Here is a 25533-nt window from a genome sequence, read left to right as displayed (position 1 = left end):
AATTATAGCTCCAACGGGCAAAGAACACTATCTTAAATGTTAAATGATTGCTAATTTAAGTCAAGTTTTTTCATGTTTTTGTATAACAAGCAACGCAGGAGTAAAGAATAAAGTTAAAACCGTTGCAGCCAATATTCCACTTGCTATGGTTGTTGAAATGTCAACCCACCACTGGCTTGATGGAGCATCATATGTGATTTGTAGCGTAAAAAAATTGATATTTAACCTGGCAATCATCGGTATTAAACCAAGAACTGTGGTTGCAATGGTAAGCAATATTGGCCTAACGCGAGAAATTGCAGCGTTTATTACACATCGCTTGATGTCATTTTTGTGTACCTTAATTTGGTGATGAAAGGCATCAAGCAATAGTATGTTATTATTTACTATAATTCCTGCCAAAGCAATTATCCCCACTCCACACATAACAACTACGAAAACTTGTTGGATAAGAAAGAAAACAAAAAACACACATGTTGTGGATAAAAACACTGCTTTCATTACGATAAATGTATGGTATACATTATTAAACTGTGTCACTAATACCAATATCATTAGTGTAATCGCTAATATAAAAGCCTTTAACAAAAATGCTCCTGATTTTTGTTGATCTTCTTTGTCGCCTTTAAAATCAATTTTTACTCCCTTGTCCCAATCCTGGGCAATAGAATTCTGAATGAACTTTACTCTTTCATCAACAAGATAGCCAGTATCAACGTCAGCAGAGATTGTCACTGTGCGTAATCCATCAATCCTGTTTAGTTTGTTTACCTTTTTTTCGGGAGCATATTTTACTATATTGCTCATAGGATACGGGCCATTAACTGTATTGATAAAAAGATTGTCTATAGTCTTCATGTTGCGATCCTTTCCAGGGAAACGGAGTACAATATCGATTTCTTCATCCGTGTTATTTGGTCTATATTTTCCAATCAACACTCCATTTGTAACCATCTTTATAAAATCGCCAATGGTTGCAACACTTACTTCAGAGCTTGTAGCCTTATTCTTATCAACACTCATATTCCACTCTATTTCAGGTGCTGATCTGCTATCTTGAATATTTATAAACCCGGATGAAGGTTGGTTCATAATTTCTAGAATTTTCTCTGCTGCTAAATTCAAACTGGATGCACTCCCACTGAGGTTGATTTGTATTGGCTTGTCAGCCGACGGTCCTGGCTTTTCCTCTTGAACATTAATTATTATTCCTTTCATGTCTTGCACACTGCTCCTTATATCATTTAGTATGTGCTTAGCTTTGCGCCTGAAGCGCCAATCCATAAGTTCTAGTTGTATTCTGGCGATAACGTTGTCTGAAAATGCTCCTGATCTAGCATAAGAAACATGAATTTCTTTTTCAATGCTCAAAATGCGTTCTTCCACTTCTTTGAGTATCAGATCTCGTGCTTTGGCTGATAAGCTTTCTTTTGCTTTAACACTGATTAAAATATTATCTGAATCCACTTTCGGAAAAAACTTTACTCCAGGACCAAAAGTAAAGTACAGCACACTAAATGAAAACAAAACGAATACAGTAGCACATACGAATTTTTAGGATGATCCAAAACCTTCTCTAGCATTCGTACGTAAGCTCTTATTATAGGCCCAGCATTTTTTATTTCACCACTTTCGATAGCATTCATTTTTTCAATTTCTTCCTTTGAAGTTACTGATGGCTTTCCAAAGATTGCACCAAGTGTTGGTATAAAAACCAGAGCCATAATGAGCGATCCGGTTAAAGTTAAAATTATTGTAATTGGTATATACTGCATGAATTTTCCCACAGTATCAGGCCAGAGTAGTAAAGGAAAAAACACTGCCAATTTAGTTAACGTTGATGATAAGACCGGATAAAACATATCACGAACTGAAGTGTGAAAGGCTTCTACTTTGCCCATTCCGCAGATCATCTTTCTATCGGCATATTCGCTGATCACAATTGCATCATCAACCAGCATGCCAACAGCCATAATTAAACTGAAGAGCACAACGATATTTAAGGTTATACCCATAAAGTAAAGAGCTATTATCCCAATGAGAAAGGAACCGGGTATCGAGAGTGCCACAAGAATAGCAATCCTTGTTCCCATAGAAAGCATCATTATGATCAATATTAACAACACAGTAAATATTATGACGTTTTCCAAGTCATCAAGCACATCGCGGACGTTTTTTGACTGGTCGTTTAAGTACACCACTTTTAAATTTTCAGGTAATTGATCTTTTGCCTTATCCATTAAGTATTTTACTTGATTTACTGTGTCTATTATGTTTTTTCCGTTATGTTTTGAAATTTCTAGCACGACACTAGGTAATCCATTAATGCGAGCAAACCCTTGGTGATCTTCAAACCTAGGGTATACTTTTGCTATATCTTTTATTCTCAAAACTGCATCGCCTTGAGATCTAATAGGAATATTCATAATATCTTCTATATCTTTTAGTAATCCTGATATTTTAATCGAATATTTACCGGTGTCATTTTCCAGTGATCCAGCTCCCACTAGTCTATTATTGCTTGATATAGCTTGGAATATTTCGTTTGATTGAATGTTATATTTTGTTAGAACTGTGGGCTCAATTATAACTTCCACTGTTTCTTTACGCATACCCGCCACTTCAACTTTGAGAACATTTGGCAGAGATTCTATTTCTTTCTTTAGCTTGCGTGCTATTTCAGTTAAGGCTCTTTCTGGCAAATTACCAATTAAGCCGACATTGAGTATCGGAAATAAGCTCAAGTTTATTTCATTGATTATCGGAGATTCCGCTTCAACAGGTAACTTCGATTTTATGTTTGAAAGCTTTGAACGAACATTATCGAGCACTTCTTTATTATCATACTCTGTTCCAAATTCGAGTATCATGTGAGCACCATCATTAGTTGCAAAAGCTCTCAATTCTCTTACACCTTCGATGGATCTTAGTTCATTTTCTATAGGAAGCACTAATAGCTTTTCACTATCTTGAGCAGAAATCCCAGGAAGTCCAACAAACACGCTGATTATAGGAATCTGTATATCAGGATTGCTTTCCCTTGGCATTTTTACATAAACGTATGAACCGAAGATAAAAATTACTATAAGTAATAATACCACCGCCCTGTTTCGCTCTATGAGTAAGCTCTGCATGTTGAATGTTAGCTGAATATGTGTGTTTGTACAATATTATAGTCGAGATACATTGCATATTAATTAATCCTTGTGTAGCTTTAAAACTTTATGCAAATAATTAAAATTTTCGCAAAATTGCAAGTATAAGAAAATTCCTGTATAATAATTCTAGAACAGTATTTGAGAGGTTATTATGGTGGCAATTCTAAATATAACAAAAGGCAAAAATAAAGTTATTGTGTCTGGATTAGCTGGAGCTTTATCAGCTTTAATATTTTTAACAGCAATCCACATTGCCGCAAAGATAGCCATTATCGTTTCTGCTGCTGCAGTTACTTACTTATTACTTTCGCTGATTCATAAAATAAGAACTAAAAAAGAACAGCCTGAAATTACTGGTGTTTCAGGAGAGAAAGTTTCAGAAGATGAAGGGTATAGCAGTGTTGATGAAGGTGAAGAAAAAGATACCGCAAAAGAACCAGAAAAAACTGAAACTGAGTTAGAAGAAGAAATAATAAGGAAAAGAGCACAAGAACGCATGGAGAAAGGATCACTTGGTGGTCCTATAAATGCGTTTGGCGAACCAATTCATGTGACTATAGATGCTGAAAATAGTAATCCTGTTGATTATACAAAAACTATGGTAGTGCCTGAGGAAATTATTCTTAGCATGCTAAATGATAAAACTCTTACACAAAATAACTCTAGCTCTATAAAGAATCAGATGAAACCTCTTCCTGAGCACATGGATGTGCCTGGTAATCCACTTCCTGGGCAAGTGTTAAGCAATCTAGAGCTTGAATCTAAAAGCACGCAGAAACTATCTGCTTTAGACTTGCTATTACAGTGCAAAAATGTAGATAATGATGTAAAAAAAATGCTAAAACAGCCAATTACCCAAAAGGGGTTTAACGGATTAGGATTTGATAGATAGTTGTTATATTAACCTCTCCATCTCATATTGAGGATCAGATGCAATGCCGTAGACCCTATTTGGCGGAGCAATTTTGTTCTCTATACCAAAAACCATACCTTCAATTATTGCTGTGAGTACTTTTTCAAGGTCACAATCTGCTCCGGGAACGCGGTGCTCTAGGCGGCATCTTTTGAAATCGTTGCCAAAATAGGGAATTCTTATCGCAGCAGTTCTGTTATTTACTCCCCAACTAATCGTAGTTGGAGTGTGAATATCCGGATACTGAAATCTTAAATATGAATCATCATTTGGAGCAAAAAACAACATATGTTTTTTCATCATTGCACATAATCCACCAATACTATGAATCAGATAGTCACTGTACTTTTGCTCATTGATATAAAATAAGTTACCGTTATTTGAATTCACGAGATTAACATGCACATTTAATGCACTGCCTGCTCTATCCAAATAAGGCTTTGCTTTAAAAGAAACATTCCCACCTAGTTTTTGTGCTGTTTCAGTAAGTGATTGTTTTGCTAACTCAAAATGCTTAATTAAATTGTAGGAGTTCGTATAACAACCACTTTTTATCTCATACTGATGTGTAGAATTCTCCTTCTCGCAAGAAAATTCAAGAGATGCTATTTTATTTTTGATGCTATTCAGAAATAAGTATTCTTTTTCTATTCCTTCAATGTAAAACTCTAGTTCAATACCTAATACAGCATAACAACTCAAATTACTTAATATAATCATAAATTTGCTTCAGTAAATCTATATTAGGTTAGCTATATTTATATGAATACTTTACTTATTTGCCAGTAAATTTAACATCTTATTTATACATAATGTATTACTGTTTTTAATAGCATGCTTCTAATCCTCGATACAAGCGACATTTACAAATTTTTCATTTTTTTGAAATAAAAATGATCAATTTTAATGTTTTTATACCCTTTACAACCCATCAAAAAATCACCATAATTTTTAGTATGTATTAAGTAGTATTAGCTTTTCATTTTGCAGTAGGCTATTGATTATCTTATATTTTTCTAATTATTGCTTTTTTCTTGGTGTGGTATATGAACTTAACTAGCCCTAAGGTTTCTACTATGTTTTTTGATCAGATTATTACAGTAGCGGATCACAATGTTACTTGGGAAAAAATCCAAAATTGTCTTTATAATCTTTATGGAGAAGCAACATATAATAGCTGGCTGAGTTCACTAAAATTTGTCAGTAGCAGAAATGGGGAAGTTCTTTTATCCGTGTCAACAAGGTTTATAAAAGAGTGGATTACAGTTCATTACATGAAAAAAATATTATCATTATGGCAAAGCGAAGATAAAAGTATACGTTCTATTGATATTCAAGTAATTGAGGAGAGGAATTCAAATTTTAATGTTATACTAAAAAACAGAGAGGAAAGTAATCATAATCTTGGTTCGCCGCTGGATCCAAGGTTCACCTTTGATAATTTTGTAGTGGGAAAGCCAAATGAATTAGCATTTACGGCGGCAAAGCGTGTGGCAGAATCTATAGATCCAATATTAGGCAGCAATCCTTTGTTTCTATATGGTGGAGTGGGACTTGGTAAAACACATCTAATGCATGCTATAGCTTGGCACATAGTCAATTCCCCATCAGCAAAAAGAAAAGTGGTGTATTTATCAGCAGAGAAATTCATGTACCAATATATTACAGCGCTGCGAAGCAAAGATATTATGTTATTTAAAGAGCAATTTAGATCAGTAGATGTATTGATGGTAGATGATGTGCAATTTATCAGTGGTAAAGATAGTACACAAGAAGAATTTTTTCACACTTTCAATGCATTGATAGACCAAAATAAACAATTGGTTATATCAGCTGATAGGTCTCCTAGTGATCTTGATGGAGTGGAAGAAAGAATAAAATCACGACTCGGTTGGGGGTTGGTGGCAGATATTAATGAAACAACTTTTGAATTAAGGCTTGGTATATTGCAGGCAAAAGTGGAGCAGATGAATATGTATGTTCCGAAAGATGTCCTAGAGTTTTTAGCAAGGAACATAAAATCTAATATAAGAGAATTAGAAGGAGCATTAAATAAGGTTACCCATACCTCATTAATTGGAAGAAGTATGACGGTAGAATCAGCTAGTGAAACCCTAATCGATCTTCTTAGGTCAAATCATAGGTCAGTCACAATAGAAGAAATACAAAAGAAAGTAGCTGAATTTTTCAATATAAAGGTTGCAGATATGCAATCCAATAGAAGGCTTCGCAGTCTTGCAAGGCCAAGACAAATAGCTATGTATTTTGCCAAAAAATTTACGCAAAAAAGCCTACCAGATATTGGGAGAAACTTTGGTGGCAGAGACCATGCTACTGTTATACATGCAGTAAAACAAGTAGAAAATTTTATAAAGACCGACTCAAAATTTGCTGATGAAATCAATCGATTAAAAAAAATGTTTAAGTAGCGTTTTTAAAATAGCTAATAACAAATCCTAAAATGAATCGACTATAGTTTTAATCCGTTTAAGTTTAAAATCTTCTGTTAGCTTCGCAGAATACATTTCCTTATTGTGTTGATTATAGAAGGTAAATTCGTGATCATCTAAATTTAGTATTGCAAAGCCAAAGCCAAAAAAGTTTCTAACCTCGTGTGCTAAGTAGTTTTTACCATTTAAATAGTCAAATTCTACATTTTGATAAACAGATTCTTGATCTTGAGCGTGTAATGATGCACCACCGTTTCCAACTATAATTTGGTCTGGAACATTATCCATTAATAAAATCTGGGCTATATGAATGTGGCCAGAAACTATGGTAGTAACATTGCTTGGAAATTTATCTCCAAAAGCTTCGATTTGTGTAAGATTACCATGGCTTTTTAATGTCAAAAATTCTTTTTTTGGAGATCTCCAAAGCGGTTTATGAGTTAAAAACCACATGGGCTTGTCAGAACTATTTTGTATCAATTTATCAAATTGCCTCTCAAAAGCATCAATTGTGCTTTGGGTTGTAAAAATATCCTCACCGGATGAAGAGTCGAAGATAAAAAATTTCATCGGTCCAGCATCTAAGGACCAACTAGAAACGAAGTTTCCACATTTTTCAGACGAAAAGGGGTATGAATCTAGATACCTGAACCATCCTTCATAAGCTCTATCACAACTTTCATGGTTTCCACGAACAAAAAGGAAAGGGGATTGTGATAAAATATCCTTTGCAGGCTCAAACCAATCAGCGTACCAAACTTCTTTATTGTATCCATAAATATCGCCACACTTTTTTGTATTTCTACATTTTGTTTGTCTATAATGATAATCACCAACATGGATAATTAAATCTGGTTTATGAAGGGCGATTGAATCTAAATTTTTTTTTAAAGGCCAGCTATCTACCGAATTACATTCCTGCTGAAATAACATATTTATTCTACAGCCCGTGTCACCAATGAAAGCAATTTTATTAACCTTTTTTGGTAATATAGGAACCCGTAGATTCTCAATACTAATGTTTTTGGCACTTGTTTGTACTGTCAGTTCACAAACTGTTTCGTTATGATCACCATTGTTAATTGAGCTGCGATTCAGCATTTCTGTTTCCTCGCCATCAACATAAACAATGGGACACATGTCATTGTCCGTAATTGCGCGTATGCTTAGTTTATTTTCTGGGATAACTTGAGACCATGTGTATAATATTTGTGCATGGACGAAATGAAAGCTAGTTATAAGAGAGAGAGCTAAAAAAATAAAGATATTAGCTATATTCATTTGTATAAAAACCTAAGTTAAAAATTAGTAGTAAGGTTATCTTAAATGATTAAAATTTATAATCACAAAATTCATAATCAAATTATACAAACAATTTCTAAATTATTCTAGTATCAGATTGACACTCTAGATGAAAAATTCTAAAATGATTAAGTAATTTAAAATAATTATATAAAAACTAGAATATAGTGCGGCCGTGGTGGAATTGGTAGACACGCAGCGTTGAGGTCGCTGTGGCTCATAAGGCCTTGGAAGTTCAAGTCTTCTCGGCCGCACCAGTTTTTATCACTGTTTAATATGGGTAAAAATGTTTATAGGAAATCAGAGTAGCAATAAGGTAGAAAGAGCTATCAGCGAAATCAGGCGCGGTCGGCCAATTGTAATATATGATGAAAGTAATTACCTATTGTTTGCTGCTGCTGAGGCTTTAGAAAGAGATTTATTTAATCAATACAAGCTTACATCAAGTAATGTATATGTTACTTTAACTTCAAGTAAGGTAAAATACATATCTCAGAATAAAGAACATAACAGCAAACGTCTGTTGGTGAATAATTTTGATGAACTGCTCTATTTAATAAACTGTTCAAAGGAAGATTGCATAAAAGAGTTGCAATGCTCAAAGACAATAGATGAATGTGCTATTGCCTTGCTTAAGTTCTCAGAATTATTGCCATACGCGTTAGTGGCTGATATGACTTTTGAGAATAACCATGAAATGCGAAATTGGTGCGAGAAAAATGACGTTATTGCACTGGACACGTCATTCATAAATAATTTTCAAGAAAATCAGGATGTATATGAAGTGTGCAAAACATCATTATTTTTAAAACAGACTCAAGAAGTAAATATCATATCTTATAGAACCGAAAGTGGTGGAAGAGAACATCATGCAATTATCATTGGCAATCCAGATAAAGATGACGAACCATTAGTGAGAATTCATTCTTCGTGCTATACGGGTGACTTGTTAGATAGCTTATCATGCGATTGCAGAAGTCAGTTACATCAAGCAATTCAAATGATAGCTGACTTTGGAAGTGGTATTATATTGTATTTGATGCAGGATGGAAGAGGTATTGGTTTAACTAATAAGTTAAGAGCATACAGTATGCAAAGAGAACATAACCTTGATACTGTTGATGCAAATAGAATATTGGGTTTTGAAGATGATGAAAGGAGTTTTGTTGTTGCAGCTAAAATGCTTAAGAAATTGAACATTAACAAAATCCAATTACTTACAAACAATGATAGGAAATTGTCAGAATTGGAAAGTAGTGGTATAGAGGTTACAAAGTGTCTACCACTTATTGTGGAACGTAATAAATATAACGATTCATATATGGAGACAAAGTTTGGTAAGCTAGGCCATAAGTTAAGAGTTTTTAGCTTTTTTGTTGTAACTACTTTGTTAATTTGCTATGTTTATTAACACAAGTTAAGATTTTTAAGAATATTAAAATGCTAAGATTTTTTAAGCGAGAGAAAAGTACTGAATCGTTAGATAAGGATATAAATTGGAATTCAAACCGCTACAGCACAGTTATTGCTCAAAGGAATATTCTACTTTTATTTGCGTTAATATTATTAGCAACGATCTCTATCAGCATATTAGTCATATTTAAAATTAGCACAAGTAGCACTATTGAGCCATTTGTTATAGAAATTGACAAGAAATCTGGAATAGTGCAATTGGTTGATCCTGTCACAGTAAAGCAGTATTCTGCAGATGAAGCGCTGAACGATTATTTTATTTCAGAGTATATAAAAGCAAGGGAGGTTTTTGATCCATATCATTATAATTATAACTATTATACAAAGGTGAGGTTGTTTTCCTCATCTAATGTGTATAATGAATTTAGAAATTATATAGGATCGCAGAATATGGATGATCTTTTTAATTTATATTCAGATACCAAAAATGAATTTAAAATTCGCTCGATTCAAAAATTGGGTAACGATGCTCTTCAGGTGAGGTTTTTTGTGGAATTTATACGGAAAGATGGAAGTTCCACAAGAAAAAATAAGATAGTTATTATGTCATATAGATATGCATCGCTTGAAATGAATGATCAGCAAAGATATATTAACCCATTAGGGTTTCAAGTTATTTCATATAGAGTAGATGATGAATATGTATAGGATATTATTAGTTTTAGTTTTACTTGTAAGTAGCAATTTAAACGCATCCATTAATTATAATGAACCTATTTCTGTAGATAGTAGAATAAAGACTTTTGTGTATAGCCCTAATGAAGTATTTACGGTGGTTTTTAGTCAGGGTTACTATTCTTATATTGAATTTGCGGAAGGAGAAAAAGTTAAAAATATCGCTGTTGGTGATGCATCAAGTTGGAAAATTAATCCTTATGACAATAAATTGCTTATCATGCCATTTGAAGTTAGTAGCCGCACTAACATGATTATTACGACAACTAAAAAAAGAAATTACATTTTTGATTTAATCTCAAGGCCAAACTACGATAAATACCTGGACACTAATGCTAAGAAAGTGGATCACGATTATTCTGCTGAAAAGGATATATCTTACGTAGTACGTTTTTATTATCCTCAAGAAGAAGGTGAATTTGATGTTGATTTAGATGAGGTTTCTTTACCTACTCAAATGCAGTATACTACAGACAAGCTAGAAAAAATAATACAAGAAAATGATACGAAGTATAATTATACATATATTGATGAAGGTGGTAATGCGGATATAGTTCCGATTGAGTTATTTGATGATGGTTATTTAACCTATTTAAAATTTAGAAATAATAATAAAATACCTCAGATTTTTGTAGAAGGGGAGGATAAACCTTGTAAAAGGCTGTTATTTGATGATTATGTTATAATAAAAGGGGTACATAAAAAGCTATTTATGCGTTATGAAGATGATGAAGTTGAAATTATAAATAGGTCACTTTAGCTGTGGTACATGCAATATGAATAAAGAAAGGCGTAACAATTCAGAAGATGAGTCAGAAATAGAGAACAAGGTAGTAACAGTTGGCTCTAATCAAGGTCATAGGGCATTGATGGTTATGATTTTAGTGCTTCTGGTTGGTGTAGTGTATTATTTCTATTTTAGTCCTTCTCATAAAGAGGATTCAGAAGTTATTAAAAAAGAGGAAACAAAGCAAAACGTTCAAGAATTTAAAGGAAAGTTGGAACAAGTTCCAGATAATGTAATAGTTCCAGAAAGAATAATAACCGATTCCTTACCACCCTTACCTCCTCTTCCTACACCACAAATCGTACCAGAAATAAAACAAATTAAAAAAGAAGAAGAGAAACCAAAAGAAACCCCTGTGTCAAATATACCTATTTTGCCAAAGCCAAATTTTCCTTCTAGTAATGTTATTAGCAATTTACCTACCTCGTTTCCTACAATAGGGGGCGGAGGTTATCCTAGAGACAGACGTAGTGCACAAATGTTAACAATTTCAGGTAGTAGTGGAGAGAACAAGGCTGCTGATGCTATTTTATCCGACACTTCAGCACAGTCGAGCAAAGCTACCAGAGTAGGAAAGCTTGGTTTAATGATTACTCAAGGTAAAATTATTGATGCTGTTCTTGAAACTGCAATAAATTCTGATCTGCAAGGAATGCTGCGTGCTATGGTGAGTAGAGATGTTTATGCAGAAACTGGTGATACAGTTTTAATACCTAAAGGCTCAAGATTGATAGGTAGTTATTCATTTGACTCGAATGTTGCTAAATCTCGTGTAAATATAAACTGGAATAGAGTGATTCTGCCACATGGAATAGATGTTGCCATCTCATCACTTAGTACTGACGAGCTTGGTAGAGCAGGGATAGCGGGAATAGTTGATAATAAAATAGTAAGTGCGTTATTCTCTTCAGTGGCACTTGCTGGTGTTTCGATTAGTTCGGCTGTTATAGGGCAAAAGGCTTCTAATCTTATCGATGCGCTAACTGCCATGGATGCAGTGAAGTCTATTACTGCAACTGAAATAGATATTTCTTCTCTCAAAGGGGCTATTGTTGAGAGATTGGAGGATGCTATAAAAACTGAAGTTGGGAAGGTAGGAGACGAAAAATGGAAATTGGGTCTTAGGGCTATTGAAAAAATTCGGAATGCTAAAAGTGATCAGGATTTACTGAGAATAATAAAGGAAGAAATAGTAAGTGTGATAAAAAGTTCTGGAGCTAGTGGAGTTGATGCAATTACTAGTGACAATATCGGTATAACTTTAGACGATGTACGTCAACTGTTGAGGCAAACTCAGAAAAGAAGCAAATCTGTTTATGATGAAGCAATCGGGAAATCAATCAATGATTTTTCTAAAGACATGCGAGATATAGTGGGCAGATATACAGATAAAAAACCAACTATTTATGTTGATCAAGGCACTGCATTGAAAGTATTTGTTAACCAAGATATAGTATTTCCTCCACAGGCAATATTAAATCAATGAAATGAACTATGCTGCACTTGATACATATTTGGAGCCATTACAGGGCATATTTCAAGAAGAAGGCGTAAATGAAATATCAATAAATAAGCCAAAGGAAGTATGGATTGAAAATCGTGGTGAAGTAAGGTGTGAAAAATTAGAAATATTCGATCTTAACCATTTGAAATCTCTTGGCAGACTGATTGCTCAAGCTACAGAACAAAAGCTTAGCGAAGAAGCGCCGTTACTTTCGGCAACATTACCAAATGGTTATCGTATACAGATAGTATTTCCGCCAGCATGTGAGCCTGATAAAGTAGTCATGTCGATTCGTAAGCCTTCTAGCATGCAATTAGCACTCGATGATTACGAAAAAATGGGGGCTTTTTCTGAAACTGTTACAGAAGCAACTGATAATCCAGTTGACCGTCATTTGGATTTACTGTTAAGGCAAAAAAAAATAAAAGAGTTTTTAGAATACGCTGTAATAAGTAAGAAAAATATTATAATTAGTGGTGGAACTTCCACTGGTAAGACTACTTTTACTAATGCTACTTTGCGTGCTATTCCAGATGAGGAAAGAATTATTACTGTTGAGGATGCAAGGGAAATCTTTTTGAACGATCATCCCAATAAAGTCCATCTAATTGCCTCTAAAGGAGGGCAGGGCAGAGCAAAAGTAACCACTCAAGATTTGATAGAAGCGTGCTTACGTTTAAGGCCAGACAGAATAATAGTTGGTGAGCTCCGTGGAGCGGAAGCTTTTAGTTTTCTTAGGGCGATAAATACTGGTCACCCTGGATCAATATCAACCCTTCATGCGGATAGTCCAACAATGGCCCTTGAGCAAATAAAACTGATGGTTATGCAAGCAAACCTTGGCATTCCTCCAGACCAAATTATACCATACATTAGAAATGTGATTGATATTGTTATTCAGCTAAAAAGAACCGGTGGGGGCAAAAGAAGCATTTCTGAGATATTATTTACTAGATCTGCGAGCGAAAATGCTTAAATTTATACATAAGTTAAGGAAGAGTAGTTTATGAGTAATGGAAATCACCTACGTAATATTCTCATAGGAGGTGTAGTAGCTTTTAGCGTACTTGAGTTTTGCTTCTATCTATCTGGTATATTGTTTGTTCTGTTTGCTGATGGTCCGGATGCTGTGGATTTTAAGGCAATTAATCCTAGTTTGACGACTTTCCCTCAAGCTCTTTGGCCAACGATTTTTGATCATATACAATATTGTTGGCATCATCCAGAGTTATATAGCCTTGAGCTCAAAATCACATTAATTATATCTTCTGCACTGCCTATCATTGTTTTAATGATTATCTTATGGAATTTAAGAGAAAGGATAATTGAGTGGCGACCATTTAAAAAGAAGGAATCACTTCATGGAGATTCGCAGTGGGCATCAGAGAAAGACATACGAAAAGCAGGATTAAGAAGCAAAAAGGGATTATTGCTTGGTAAAGATAAAAGAGGATACTTCATTTCTGATGGGTTTCAGCATGCATTGTTATTTGCACCTACAGGTTCTGGTAAGGGTGTTGGCTTTGTAATTCCTAATTTATTATTTTGGACTGACTCGGTAATTGTACACGACATAAAATTAGAAAACTATGAAATAACAAGTGGTTGGCGAGAACGACAAGGACAAAAAGTATACGTATGGAATCCAGCGCAGCCAGATGGAATAAGTCACTGTTACAATCCATTACAATGGATTAGTGAAAAACCTGGGCAGATGGTTGACGATGTGCAGAAAATAGCTAACCTAATCATGCCTGAACAAGACTTTTGGCAGAATGAAGCAAGAAGCTTATTTGTTGGAGTGGTATTATACTTACTTGCTGCACCAGAGAAAGTTAAATCTTTTGGTGAAGTTGTGCGTACGATGCGTAGTGATGACGTGGTTTATAATCTTGCTGTTGCTCTTGATACAATGGGTAAAATACTACACCCTGTAGCATATATGAATATTGCAGCTTTTTTACAAAAAGCTGATAAAGAAAGGTCAGGTGTTGTATCAACCATGAACTCATCACTTGAATTGTGGGCAAACCCATTGATTGATACTGCAACTGCGTCAAGTGATTTTAATATTCTAGATTTTAAAAAGAAGAAAATTACAGTTTATGTTGGTTTAACTCCTGACAACTTGACTAGGCTCAGGCCTTTAATGCAGGTTTTTTACCAACAGGCAACTGAGTTTTTATGTAGAAAATTGCCATCGGATGACGAGCCTTATGGCGTATTGTTTTTAATGGATGAGTTTCCTACACTTGGAAAAATGGAGCAATTTCAAACAGGTATTGCATATTTTCGTGGTTATCGAGTTAGGTTATTCTTAATTGTTCAAGATACTGAGCAGCTCAAAGGAATATACGAAGAAGCAGGGATGAACTCCTTTTTGTCAAACTCGACTTACAGAATAACTTTTGCAGCCAATAATATTGAAACAGCTAATTTAATATCGCAACTTATAGGAAACAAAACTGTACAACAAGAATCGTTGAATAAGCCTAAATTTTTAGATTTAAATCCTGCTTCAAGGTCATTACATATCTCTGAAATACAGAGAGCATTGCTATTGCCTCAAGAAGTTATTATGTTGCCACGTGACGATCAGATAATTTTAATAGAGTCGACTTACCCAATTAAATCAAAGAAAATTTTGTACTACAGTGATACCACCTTCACAAGAAGGCTGCTCAAACAAACTCGTGTGCCTACACAAGAACCATATGACCCAAACAAAGTTCTTTCTGCCGCTGCGAGCAAAGATAAGGTTAATAACGAGGGGAATAATGTTCTTGAGGGACCTAATTCAGTTGATTATCCTGCTGAAACTAAAACCGAAGATGCAGTATATGATGAATCAGATGAATTTGCAGACGAAGATATTGATGATGAAGATATCGACGATAAGTTTGAAGATGATGACGAGGAAGATGAGGATAGGAGCGATGATGGGTTTGATGACGAAGAAGAGGAGGATGAATTTGAAGATGAGGATAAATTAAAAAATGACGAGAAGTAAGGTTAACTTTGCCTATTTTTAGCTCAGAAAAGTGCAAGTTATGCAAATAATTAGCTTTTTCATATTAAGCCATTTTTAATTAATTAGTATTAGATTAGCTATTTTAACTAGGGGAGTAGTAATGATTAGTAAAAAACATTAGCGGTTACAGCATTTGCTTTATTGTTGTCACAACAATCTTTTGCAAGTGAAACAGAAGGGTTTTACTTTGGTAGTAGGTATTACGGTCAATATTTAAATAACACAAGCGTACTAAAAACAAGCACTACAGGTATCAAAAATTTGTCTATAAATGACAGGGGTGCTCAGAACACAGAAGGTCAGTCACTAAGTGAGTATAAAGGAGATTATAATCCACCTTTTGCTGCAAATGTGGCATTTGGTTACACAGGAGAATTGGGTAACAACAGCTATAGGGCTGAATTGGAAGGGATGTATTCTTCTGTAAAAGTGGATAATATTGGTTTAACAAGTAGCCAAATAACTGTTTCATACCTAAAGGAGACTGGTGAGGATCCTAATAAAGAAACTTATCTCTATAGTGCTGCAGTTAGTCATGACCAAATTGAGAACATATCTGTAATGGCAAATGTTTATCATCATTGGAAAAGTGACCGTTTCTCTTTTTCTCCTTACGTTGGTATTGGGATCGGTGCAACAAGAATGACGATGTTTGAAAAACCGTCAATAAGACCCGCAGGTCAATTAAAAGCTGGCTTTGACTATCGCATAAACGAAGATGTAAATATGCATATCGGATATAGAGGTTTTGGTGCTATTGGTAGCGATATTAAGCTTACAGCAAAAAGGTTAGGACAAGTGGTAGACGACCCTAATAATGATAAAAAAAAGAAGCTTAATCCTAGCTCAGGTAGCAAAGTAACTGAGGAAATAAATATAGGTAATCAACTATTTCACACACACGGTATAGAGGCTGGTCTTACTTTCCATTTTGCCAGCAAAGCTTAAACATGTTGCCCTTTAAAAAATGCATGAAACCGTTCCTGTCGTCCTATGGCTTGACCATAGGATCTAGTTAAATATAGATCCAAGTAGTCACGCTACTTGGATGACTAGGTAGAGGGTACTGGGATGATATAGGATAATATGGGATGAAGGCAAAAAAACATTAGCTATGTTCTTTTCACAACAATGCATCTCTTCATTCCCGCTAAGTCATATACATATTCCTGAAAAGCTAATTCGTATGAGGGGATTATTTTGTCAATATTGCTTTGATCTTCACCTATCTCCAATATCGTAAACCCATTTTTTTTAAGGCACTTTCTCAATATTGGAAAAATGCTCAAATAACAGCTCAAACCATCAATACCACCATCAAGGGCAATTCTTGGTTCCTTTTGCACTTCAGCTTGCAAGTCTTTCAATTTGCTTCTTTTAATATATGGAGGATTACTGATTATAAGATCGAATGAACCTCTGCACTCTGTCCACGAACTTGGAAATATTTTGGCTCTGCTGAGAAGATCATGTTTTTTTGTGTTCTGATAGGCAACTTTATATGCTTCCAAGCTTTTTTCAAAACCGACGCCAACAGCATATTCATACTCACTAAGTACGGATATCAATAAACAACCTGTGCCTGTACCAAAATCTGCAATTTTTAGTTTCTGTTTTTTGTTTGGGTAATATTTTAACACTGCTAGGATTATTGTTTCACTATCTGGCCTTGGATCTAAAACATGCTGGTTAACTATAAAATTTTTACTCCAGAATTCACGATTACCTATTATTTGCGATATTGGATATCTTTCCGCTCTTTTTTTTGTTAATTTCCAAAATAAAAGTTCTTTCTCCATCGGCACTTGATCAGCATGGTTCACAATTATAAATAATCTTTCCACTCCAAGTACGTGCTGCATGATGATTTCACAATCTAAATGTGGTGATTCAACTTTATGTGACGATAATAACTCCGATCCTTCTTGAATTAAAGTGCTGATTGTTTTCATTATTCTAAAAATATGTTTCTTTCAGCCAAAAATAGCAAGATGAGCTTCCAGTTTAGGGTAGCTGCGCTAAATCCCAGTGTCAAGCACGCAGCTGTACGAACATTGCAATTTGCAGATCCAAGTAGCTTGACTACTTGGATCCAGCTAAGTTGGTGAGCATAAAAGTATAGCTAATGCGAGCTTTACGTCATACCGTCACGGTATCTCTAGATTCCGCTAACACGTAGCGGGACGACGAGGTCAGGGTGTCATCCTAGTACCTTCTCCTGTCATCCCAGTGCCCAGACACTGAGATCCAGAAAAGTTTGCTTGTAAGCAAGCAAACTAGCACAGAAAGTGGTTACAACATTTTCGATGAGATTATATGGAAAACTGGATTCCAGTGTCAAGCACTGGAATGACACCTTCCTGCTCAGTTCATGTTGCCATAAATATTAAGAAATTTACCAAGCAAAAAAAGGCAAAAGATATCCCGTATTAGCTAGTTGTCACTCTCTAATCCTGCAAATTGGCGTACTATACTGTCTTAAACGCTTTATAAGCGCGTTTCAGCTTATATAGGTAAAAACCCAGAAATGTTGTGAAGACGTAAAGTGTGCATAGTGCAAAAAATTAAAAATAAGACGCCAATTACGTAATACTGTTGTCATTTAATCTGCACAGATTGAAGATAAATGAATACCTTCGGTACCATGATAATGGGGCTGGCGAAGGGTGTCAAGTAAGTTTTTTCGTTTCTACTGAATGACAGTTGTGGCTTGGGAGGTAGTGCAAGAAGTCTACTGATGGCTTTCAAGGCAGTTGAGCTTAATTATTAGAGTAGTAATGTTTATTTTTATATTGACTATTGAGGTTTATTATTTTATAACTAAAAACTTAGTTATTTTAATGAGCTTGAGTTTATAACATATGCCTACGATAAATCAATTAATACGTAAGGGTAGATTAGGATTGACCCATAAGAAAAAGGTACCAGCTTTGGGAGAAAGCAACCCTCAAAGGAGAGGTGTTTGCACTAAGGTGTATACTACAACTCCTAGAAAGCCTAACTCAGCACTCCGTAAAGTAGCCAGAGTAAAAATTAGTGGGTATGGTGAAGTGACGGCTTATATACCTGGTGAAGGTCATAATTTACAAGAACACTCTGTTGTTTTGATACGTGGTGGGCGGGTTAAAGATTTGCCAGGTGTGCGTTATCACATAATAAGAGGTGCCCTTGATCTGCGTGGTGTGCAAAATCGAAAGAAAGCTCGTTCAAAATATGGTGTAAAGAAATCTGGTTAAAGTTTATGGCTCGTCGGAATAAAGCAAAAAAAAGAGAAATAAGTCCTGATTCGCGTTACGGCAGTGTTTTGCTGATGCGTTTCATTAATACAATCATGAAATGTGGTAAAAAATCTACTGCAGAAAAGATTATCTATGACGCTTTGTCTTTAGCTGAAAAGAAAATAGGCGAAGGTGGGTTATCAATTTTTGAGACAGCAGTAGGAAATGTTACTCCTTCTATAGAAGTGCGTTCTCGACGCATTGGTGGTGCAACTTATCAAGTACCTGTTGAAGTTCGACAAGATAGAGCGGTTTCTTTAGCGTTAAGGTGGATTGCTAAAGCAACTTCTGCTGCTCGAAAAAAGAGTGGAAAAACCACTGTTGATTGTTTGCAATCTGAAATACTGGATGCTTATAATAAACGCGGTGGTGCGTTTAAGATGTGCGAAGAAAAATATAAAATGGCTGAAGCTAATAAGGCATTTTCTCATCTTCGTTTTTAATGTTAGCTAATTAATTGTGATATGGAAATTGGAATATCTAAATACAGAAATATAGGGATAATGGCTCACATAGATGCTGGTAAGACTACCACAACAGAGCGTATTTTATTTTATACTGGTAAGCAAAATAGAATTGGTGAAGTGCACGATGGTGCAGCTTCTATGGATTGGATGGAGCAGGAAAAAGAGCGTGGTATTACAATCACATCTGCTGCAACAACATGTTTTTGGAATGATCATAGGGTCAATATAATAGACACTCCTGGTCACGTTGATTTCACTATTGAAGTTGAGAGATCTTTAAGGGTTTTGGATGGTGCAGTTGCTGTATTTGATGGAGTTGCTGGAGTTGAACCTCAATCTGAGACAGTGTGGCGTCAAGCTGATAAATATAGCGTTCCTCGTATCTGCTTTGTTAATAAGATGGATAGAATAGGGGCAAATTTTTATCGATGTGTTGATATGATAAAGACGAAGCTTGGTGCAGCACCTTTAGTTATTCATTTACCAATAGGGAGTGAGAAAGATTTCAAAGGTATAATTGACCTTATTTCTATGAAAGCCATTATATGGCAAGAAGAAACGTTGGGCGCTAAATTTTCTTATGAAGATATTCCTTCTGATTTGCTTGATAAGGCTCAAGAATATCGAAATCTTTTATTAGATGCTGCAGCTGAGATGGATGATGAAGCGATGAATACTTACTTTGAGTCTAATGATCTGCCAGTGGATTTACTGAAAAAATGCGTGAGAAATGGGACCATTAAAGGAAAATTTGTTCCTGTGTTATGTGGATCAGCTTTTAAAAATAAAGGCGTACAACCACTTTTAGATGGTGTAGTTGACTTTTTACCTTCTCCTATTGATGTTGATGTAATTGTTGGAATTGATCCTAAAGATTCAGAAAAGAAAATTGAGGTCAAACCTTCAGAAAAAGAGAAATTTGTTGCTCTTGCATTTAAAGTGATGACGGATAAATTTGTAGGCAGCTTGACGTTTATCCGTATTTATTCTGGTAAATTAAAGTCTAAATCTACCGTTTCAAATGCGTTAAAAAACGAAACTGAAGGGATTGGCAGAATGTTACTTATGCATGCAAATAACCGAGAAGATATAACTGAGGCTAGGGCTGGAGATATAGTTGCTTTAGTTGGGCTAAAGAAAACAACCACCGGAGATACTTTATGTTCTGTTGATTTTCCTATATTATTGGAGCGTATGGAATTTCCTGAGCCTGTTATTGAAATTGCTGTGGAACCTAAAACCACTTCAGATCAGGAAAAATTAGGTATTGCTCTAAATAGGTTGGTTGCAGAAGATCCTTCTTTGAGAATGTCAGTAAATGCGGAAAGTGGCCAGACTATATTGAAAGGCATGGGTGAGCTCCATCTTGAGATTATTGTTGATAGAATGAAGCGCGAATTTAACGTTGAGGCTAACGTCGGTGCTCCTCAGGTTGCATATCGTGAAACTATCACTAAATCTGTTGAAATTGATTACATTCATAAAAAACAATCTGGTGGAGCTGGTCAGTTTGCTAAGGTTAAAATAAAATTTGAACCTCTTGAGCCTGGTTCTGGGTTTCAATTTGAAAGTAAAATTGTAGGTGGTGCTATTCCAAAAGAGTATATTCCTGGGGTAGAAAATGGCTTGGAGTTGATAAAAGAAGGTGGTGTAATTTCGGGATTTCCGTTGATTGATTTTAAGGCTACCCTTCTTGATGGTGCTTTTCATGAGGTTGATTCTAGTCCTTTAGCTTTTGAACTTGCTGCTAAAGGTGCTTTTAAAGAGATGGCAAATAAAGCTGGTCCAAAAATGCTGGAGCCTATAATGAAAGTTGAAATCATTACTCCTGAAGAATATATGGGTGATGTTATGGGTGATATAAATAGTAGAAGAGGAAATGTTGCTGATATGCTCGATTTAGGTAATAATAGTAAAATAATTACTGCTTCGGTACCTCTTGCAAATATGTTTGGTTATATCAACGTTTTGCGTTCTATGTCTCAGGGAAGGGCGCAGTATAGTATGCATTTTTCTTGTTATGAGCAAGTGCCACAATATGTGGTTGATGAGTTAAAGTTAGAGTATAATTAAGGGTAATAATTATGACAGCAGTAGTGGAAGCATTTGGAAAGCCGCATGTAAATGTTGGAACAATAGGACATGTGGATCATGGGAAGACGACGTTAACAGCGGCGATAACGAAGCATTATGGAAATTTTGTAGCGTACGATCAGATAGATAAAGCGCCAGAAGAAAGGAAGAGGGGGATAACGATAGCAACAGCGCATGTTGAGTATCAGACGGAAAAAAGGCATTATGCACACGTTGATTGTCCTGGACACGCTGACTATGTAAAGAACATGATAGTAGGTGCAGCACAGATGGATGCGGCGATATTGGTAGTGTCGGGGGTTGATGGGCCAATGCCACAAACGAGAGAGCATATATTGCTGGCGAAGCAGGTAGGTGTTGGATATATCGTGGTGTATATAAATAAAGCTGATGTTGCTGATGCTGATATGATAGATTTAGTAGAAATGGAAGTGAGGGAATTACTGAGTAAATACGGATTTCCAGGGGATGAAGTGCCTGTGGTGGTTGGTTCAGCGCTCAAGGCGCTGGAGGATGACAGCAGCGAATATGGAAAGAAATCAATAGACAAATTGATGGAAAAGTTAGATGAATATGTAGCGGTTCCACCAAGGCCTGTGGATTTACCATTTTTATTGCCAATCGAAGATGTATTTTCGATATCGGGGCGAGGAACAGTGGTAACAGGAAGAATAGAGAAGGGAGAGATAAAGACGGGAGAAGAGATAGAGATAATAGGTCTGAAAGCGACGCAAAAGACGATATGCACAGGTGTTGAGATGTTTAAGAAGTTGCTGGATAAGGGAAGTGCAGGACTCAATGTAGGAATATTGTTAAGAGGAACAAAAAGAGAAGAAGTGGAGAGAGGGCAAGTATTAGCGAAACCGGGGACGATAACACCGCATAGAAAGTTTAAGGCGGAGGTTTATATATTAAAGAAAGAGGAAGGAGGAAGGCATACACCATTTTTTGCGAATTACCAGCCACAGTTTTATTTAAGGACAACGGATGTAACTGGGAGCATAAAATTGCTAGATGGGAAGGAGATGGTAATGCCAGGAGATAATGTGAGTGTAGAAGTAGAATTGCAAGTACCGATAGCAATGGATAAGGGATTGCGTTTTGCGATAAGAGAAGGCGGTAGAACTGTTGGTTCTGGTGTTGTTTCTGAAATTTTGGAGTGAGAGTTTGAGTTATAGGAGTGTAGCTCAATTGGTAGAGCGCTGGTCTCCAAAACCAGAGGTTGTAGGTTCAATTCCTATCGCTCCTGCATTAATGTTGTGGTGGAAATGTTAAAAAGTTTGTGTGGTTTTTTCTGTGATATAAAGCAAGAAATACGAAGAATTGCTTGGGTAAAGAAACAGGAGGTGTTGTCATCTCTATTTGTTGTAATGATTGTTATATTATGCTTTTCGATTTTCTTCTGTTTTGTGGGTTTTATGTCTCTTTACGTAATTAAGGCTTTATTTGGAATTATTTATGGAATGTGAATATAAATGGTATATCATTAAAGTTGATTATGGATATGAGCAAAACATACGCGAATTGGTAAGTAATGCTGTTTATTTTAAGGAAGTGTTTATTCCTTATCAAACGGTATGTAATTCAAAGTCTGATATAAAAGAGTTATGTGAAGTGTATGTATATATGCATCTGTGTGATGAAAGCAAAAATATTTTGAATCAAACGCCTGGATTCTGTAGTGGCGAATCTGGTGATTTTGAGATGATTTCAGATGATGAGATAAGTTTAAAGTGTAAAGAATTTAATAGATATAAATGGTATATCTTGAGAGTTGCTTCCAATTGTGAAGAGAAAGTGCGCCAACATATATTGGAAAATTCTATGAGATTGGGTGTTAATGATTACTTTAAGGAAGTTTTTATTCCATATGAAGAGCTAAGTGAAATAGAGTTAAAATCTAAGAAAATTGCTACACGAAGGAAATGCTTTCCTGGTTATGTCTTTTTATACGTGAATTTATGCGATGAAGTATTGAATTTTATCAATAATATACCAAAATCTCTTAAGGTTTATGGATTTTTGAAAAATGGTAATATTCCAAAGGTAATTTTGGATGATGAGATTCACTCAATGTGTAATGCACTTTATAATGCTCAAGAGACAAAGAAGTTAGGTTATGGTTATGAAAAAGGTGAAAAAGTGAAAATTAATGATGGTCTTTTTCAAAATTTTACTGGTAAGGTAAATATGGTAAACGATGAGAAAAAAATTATTAATGTGGAAGTATCGATTTTAGGTAAGCCGACAATAATAGAGCTTGATCTGGCTCAAGTAGAGAAAATAGAGGATTAATTATGAGTGTTGTAGTTGCTAAGATTAACTTACTTATGGAAGCTGGAAAAGCAGTTCCAGGACCAAAAATTGCTTCAGTACTTGGTCCGCGTGGTATACCTGTTCCTAAGTTTTGTGAAGCTTTTAATAAAGTTACTAGCGCTGCTAACGCTAATTATAAAGTAGGTGATTTAGTAACAGTGCGAATTTCCATAAAGGATGATCGCTCTCATGATTTTACTGTCAGCGGTCCTCCTGTGGCTTATTTACTTAAGCAGGAAGCTAAATTAAGTAAAGGTTCTGGTAATCCTGGTAAAGAATTAGTGGCTAAATTACCTATGTCTGCTATAATTAAAGTGGCAAAGTGCAAGATGGTTGATATGAAAGTGGATAATGAAGATTCAGCAGTGAAAATGGTTGTAGGCACTGCAAAATCTATGGGTATAGAAGTTGTGGAAGGTTAGGTAAATGAATACATATAATGGTAATCCTAAGCAGTGTTTGGAGAAGATTGTTGAGTCTGCTTCAGCAAAATTTAATGAATCAGTTGATGTTGCGGTCAATCTAGGCGTAGATTCATGTAAATCTGAAGAGCAGGTGCGTGGTACAGTAGTTTTGCCTAAAGGTATCGGGAAGAATATTAAAGTAGCTGTTTTCGCTCAAGATAAACATTTATTAGAAGCTGAAAAAGCTGGTGCTGATATTGCAGGAGGAGAGGATTTAGTTGAAGAAATAAAAAAAGGTAGAAAATTAGATGTTGATTGGTGCATTACTACTCATGATTTTATGGCAAAAATCACTCCTATTGCAAAAGTATTGGGTGCTAAAGGGCTGATGCCTAACCCTAAATTTGGTACTGTGACTTCTAACATTGCAGAAGCTATTAAAACCATTAAGTCTGGTCAGATAAAATTTAGAACAGATAAAAATGGTGTTATTCATGGTAAATTAGGAAATATTAAATTTGATATTGATGACTTGCTAGAAAATTTAAAAGCCTTTCTTAAAGTAATTAAAGATAATAAACCTATTTCTGTGAAAGGAGTTTACTTTAAGGGTATTTTTTTAAATTCAACTATGGGTAAAGCTTATAAGATAAGCAAACTGGAAGATATAATTTAAGGGAGCGATACCGTGAAGCGTAAAAATAAAGATGAATTTATACAGAACACAATAAACGTATTTGTAAATAATGATTTCTTAATATTAGTAAATTTTAAATCTATAAATGCTAATGATTCATTAATCCTGAGGAATAACCTGAAGTCTATAACAGGTGGGGTATTAGTAGTTAAAAATACTCTGGCTCGCTTGGCTTTGGAAAGGACTGGCAAATTTTCTTATTTATCAGGCAAATTTTCTGGTCCTGTTGCTATTATATACTCTAGTGGCATAGTAGAAGCTGCAAAGTTAATAGTTGATTTTGCTAATGCTAACAAAGAAAAAATGTCTGTGATTTGCGCGGCTCATTTAAATGAATTGTTAACAGTGGAAGATGTTAATAAACTGGCTAAGTTGCCTTCTCTGGATGAATTGCGTGTTAAAATTATGCGTTTAATATCTTATGATATTCCTGCTCGATTGGCGTTGTCTATTAATTCATCTTCTATGAGGCTTATGAGAGTTTTGGATTATTATAGTTCTAAAAAATAAATTTATTGTTAAGTAAGGTGGTAATTATGAGTAATGTAAAAAGTGATTTGGTTGATAAAATATTATCTTTAAATCTATTAGAGGCTTCTGAACTTGTAAAAGTTCTAGAAGAGAAAATAGGGTTGCCTGCTGGTTCTTTTCTTGGTGGAGCTGTTGGTGCTGGGGCGCCTGTTGGCGATAATGCTGCTGCTCCTGCTGCTCAAGAGAAAGTTGAATATAAAGTTGTGATTAAAGAAATTGATGCGAGTAAAAAAATAGGAGTTATTAAAGCTGTGAGAGAGGTTAATTCTACATTGGGTTTAAAAGAAGCAAAAGAGTTGGTTGAATCTTTACCTAAAGATTTGACTGCTAATGTTCCTAAAGACGAAGCAGAAAAAATCAAGCAAAAACTTATTGAAGCAGGAGCAACTAAAGTGGAGCTTGAATAATATTTAATGTATTAATTTTATATTGATATAGCTCTTTTAATTAGTT

General features: G+C 35.2%; 24 protein-coding genes and 2 tRNA genes. 21 read left to right on the top strand and 5 right to left on the bottom strand.

The genetic code is table 11. The features are described 5' to 3' along the window. Positions 1-60: 60 nt before the first annotated feature. Both HUB95_RS06535 and HUB95_RS06530 read right to left on the bottom strand, forming a co-directional pair. Complete coding sequence (locus tag HUB95_RS06535) at positions 61-1512, bottom strand: efflux RND transporter permease subunit (RefSeq protein ID WP_256433090.1); 1452 nt, start codon at positions 1510-1512, stop codon at positions 61-63. Continuing rightward, positions 1482-3134, bottom strand: a complete 1653-nt coding sequence (locus HUB95_RS06530; protein WP_256433074.1) for an efflux RND transporter permease subunit — start codon at positions 3132-3134, stop codon at positions 1482-1484. Before HUB95_RS06530 ends, HUB95_RS06535 begins: the two co-directional genes overlap by 31 nt. A gap of 175 nt (positions 3135-3309) precedes the next feature. Here HUB95_RS06530 and HUB95_RS05025 point away from each other — a divergent pair, with 175 nt between their 5' ends. Further along, complete coding sequence (locus tag HUB95_RS05025) at positions 3310-4050, top strand: hypothetical protein (protein ID WP_015589513.1); 741 nt, start codon at positions 3310-3312, stop codon at positions 4048-4050. 3 nt (positions 4051-4053) lie between these two features. On the opposite strand, the gene HUB95_RS05020 is transcribed toward HUB95_RS05025, so the two are convergent. Next, on the bottom strand, positions 4054-4791 hold the full coding sequence (locus tag HUB95_RS05020; RefSeq protein ID WP_015589514.1) for a type I glutamate--ammonia ligase: 738 nt from the start codon (positions 4789-4791) through the stop codon (positions 4054-4056). Positions 4792-5117: 326 nt separating this feature from the next. Here HUB95_RS05020 and dnaA point away from each other — a divergent pair, with 326 nt between their 5' ends. Next, positions 5118-6500 carry a chromosomal replication initiator protein DnaA gene (gene dnaA / locus HUB95_RS05015; protein ID WP_209452373.1) on the top strand — a complete coding sequence of 461 codons (1383 nt, stop codon included), beginning with the start codon at positions 5118-5120 and terminating at the stop codon, positions 6498-6500. A 27-nt stretch (positions 6501-6527) separates the two neighbouring features. On the opposite strand, the gene HUB95_RS05010 is transcribed toward dnaA, so the two are convergent. Continuing rightward, positions 6528-7802, bottom strand: a complete 1275-nt coding sequence (locus HUB95_RS05010) for a metallophosphoesterase (RefSeq protein WP_015588755.1) — start codon at positions 7800-7802, stop codon at positions 6528-6530. 190 nt (positions 7803-7992) lie between these two features. Between HUB95_RS05010 and HUB95_RS05005 the strand changes: the two genes are divergently transcribed. The 8 genes from HUB95_RS05005 to HUB95_RS04970 all read left to right on the top strand — a co-directional run bounded on the left by HUB95_RS05005 (position 7993) and on the right by HUB95_RS04970 (position 16241). Continuing rightward, positions 7993-8080 (top strand) — tRNA-Leu (locus HUB95_RS05005). 29 nt (positions 8081-8109) lie between these two features. Further along, on the top strand, positions 8110-9234 hold the full coding sequence (locus tag HUB95_RS05000; protein WP_209452372.1) for a GTP cyclohydrolase II: 1125 nt from the start codon (positions 8110-8112) through the stop codon (positions 9232-9234). A 29-nt stretch (positions 9235-9263) separates the two neighbouring features. Further along, positions 9264-9944, top strand: coding sequence for a VirB8 family type IV secretion system protein (locus tag HUB95_RS04995; RefSeq protein ID WP_015588757.1), 681 nt, complete (start codon positions 9264-9266; stop codon positions 9942-9944). After that, the gene (gene virB9 / locus HUB95_RS04990; protein ID WP_015588758.1) at positions 9931-10731 is read left to right on the top strand and encodes a P-type conjugative transfer protein VirB9; all 801 of its coding nucleotides are present in this window, start codon (positions 9931-9933) and stop codon (positions 10729-10731) included. The genes HUB95_RS04995 and virB9 overlap by 14 nt, the downstream gene beginning before the upstream one ends. A gap of 16 nt (positions 10732-10747) precedes the next feature. Next, positions 10748-12244, top strand: a complete 1497-nt coding sequence (locus HUB95_RS04985) for a TrbI/VirB10 family protein (RefSeq protein WP_015588759.1) — start codon at positions 10748-10750, stop codon at positions 12242-12244. A gap of 1 nt (position 12245) precedes the next feature. Then, on the top strand, positions 12246-13238 hold the full coding sequence (gene virB11 / locus HUB95_RS04980; protein WP_209452371.1) for a P-type DNA transfer ATPase VirB11: 993 nt from the start codon (positions 12246-12248) through the stop codon (positions 13236-13238). Positions 13239-13268: 30 nt separating this feature from the next. Further along, positions 13269-15272, top strand: coding sequence for a type IV secretory system conjugative DNA transfer family protein (locus HUB95_RS04975; protein ID WP_209452370.1), 2004 nt, complete (start codon positions 13269-13271; stop codon positions 15270-15272). Positions 15273-15437: 165 nt separating this feature from the next. Next, entirely contained in the window at positions 15438-16241 is an 804-nt protein-coding gene (locus HUB95_RS04970) for a P44/Msp2 family outer membrane protein (RefSeq protein WP_244662747.1), read from the top strand. A 164-nt stretch (positions 16242-16405) separates the two neighbouring features. Here the strand turns inward: HUB95_RS04970 and prmC are convergent, their stop codons facing one another. Then, positions 16406-17245: a peptide chain release factor N(5)-glutamine methyltransferase gene (gene prmC, locus HUB95_RS04965; RefSeq protein WP_197907102.1), complete on the bottom strand. Its 840-nt coding sequence runs from the start codon at positions 17243-17245 to the stop codon at positions 16406-16408. Between the two features lie 909 nt (positions 17246-18154). Here prmC and rpsL point away from each other — a divergent pair. The 11 genes from rpsL (at position 18155) to rplL (ending at position 25487) form a co-directional block, all read left to right on the top strand. Next, the gene (gene rpsL, locus HUB95_RS04960; protein WP_006279787.1) at positions 18155-18529 is read left to right on the top strand and encodes a 30S ribosomal protein S12; all 375 of its coding nucleotides are present in this window, start codon (positions 18155-18157) and stop codon (positions 18527-18529) included. Between the two features lie 5 nt (positions 18530-18534). Then, entirely contained in the window at positions 18535-19014 is a 480-nt protein-coding gene (gene rpsG / locus HUB95_RS04955; RefSeq protein WP_007549313.1) for a 30S ribosomal protein S7, read from the top strand. Positions 19015-19035: 21 nt separating this feature from the next. Then, positions 19036-21111 (top strand): elongation factor G, encoded by a 2076-nt coding sequence (fusA, locus tag HUB95_RS04950; protein WP_141456828.1) that lies wholly within the window; start codon positions 19036-19038, stop codon positions 21109-21111. Positions 21112-21122: 11 nt separating this feature from the next. Further along, complete coding sequence (gene tuf, locus HUB95_RS04945) at positions 21123-22295, top strand: elongation factor Tu (protein ID WP_010962309.1); 1173 nt, start codon at positions 21123-21125, stop codon at positions 22293-22295. Positions 22296-22308: 13 nt separating this feature from the next. Further along, positions 22309-22381: transfer RNA gene (locus HUB95_RS04940), tRNA-Trp, on the top strand. Between the two features lie 19 nt (positions 22382-22400). Then, on the top strand, positions 22401-22601 hold the full coding sequence (gene secE / locus HUB95_RS04935) for a preprotein translocase subunit SecE (RefSeq protein ID WP_244662746.1): 201 nt from the start codon (positions 22401-22403) through the stop codon (positions 22599-22601). Continuing rightward, positions 22591-23427, top strand: coding sequence for a transcription termination/antitermination protein NusG (nusG, locus tag HUB95_RS04930; RefSeq protein ID WP_015588764.1), 837 nt, complete (start codon positions 22591-22593; stop codon positions 23425-23427). Before secE ends, nusG begins: the two co-directional genes overlap by 11 nt. Positions 23428-23429: 2 nt before the next feature. Beyond that, positions 23430-23870 carry a 50S ribosomal protein L11 gene (locus HUB95_RS04925; RefSeq protein ID WP_015588765.1) on the top strand — a complete coding sequence of 147 codons (441 nt, stop codon included), beginning with the start codon at positions 23430-23432 and terminating at the stop codon, positions 23868-23870. Positions 23871-23874: 4 nt separating this feature from the next. After that, positions 23875-24528: a 50S ribosomal protein L1 gene (gene rplA, locus HUB95_RS04920; RefSeq protein WP_209452367.1), complete on the top strand. Its 654-nt coding sequence runs from the start codon at positions 23875-23877 to the stop codon at positions 24526-24528. Between the two features lie 12 nt (positions 24529-24540). Next, positions 24541-25059, top strand: a complete 519-nt coding sequence (gene rplJ / locus HUB95_RS04915) for a 50S ribosomal protein L10 (RefSeq protein WP_015588767.1) — start codon at positions 24541-24543, stop codon at positions 25057-25059. A gap of 26 nt (positions 25060-25085) precedes the next feature. Next, on the top strand, positions 25086-25487 hold the full coding sequence (gene rplL, locus HUB95_RS04910) for a 50S ribosomal protein L7/L12 (protein WP_197907106.1): 402 nt from the start codon (positions 25086-25088) through the stop codon (positions 25485-25487). Positions 25488-25533 lie beyond the last annotated feature (46 nt).

It is taken from the genome of Wolbachia endosymbiont of Ceratosolen solmsi (genome assembly GCF_017869155.1).
Classification (GTDB): Bacteria; Pseudomonadota; Alphaproteobacteria; order Rickettsiales; family Anaplasmataceae; genus Wolbachia; species Wolbachia pipientis.
Note: the sequence above shows the minus strand (reverse complement) of the source record. Positions and strands in the feature narration are given on the sequence as shown.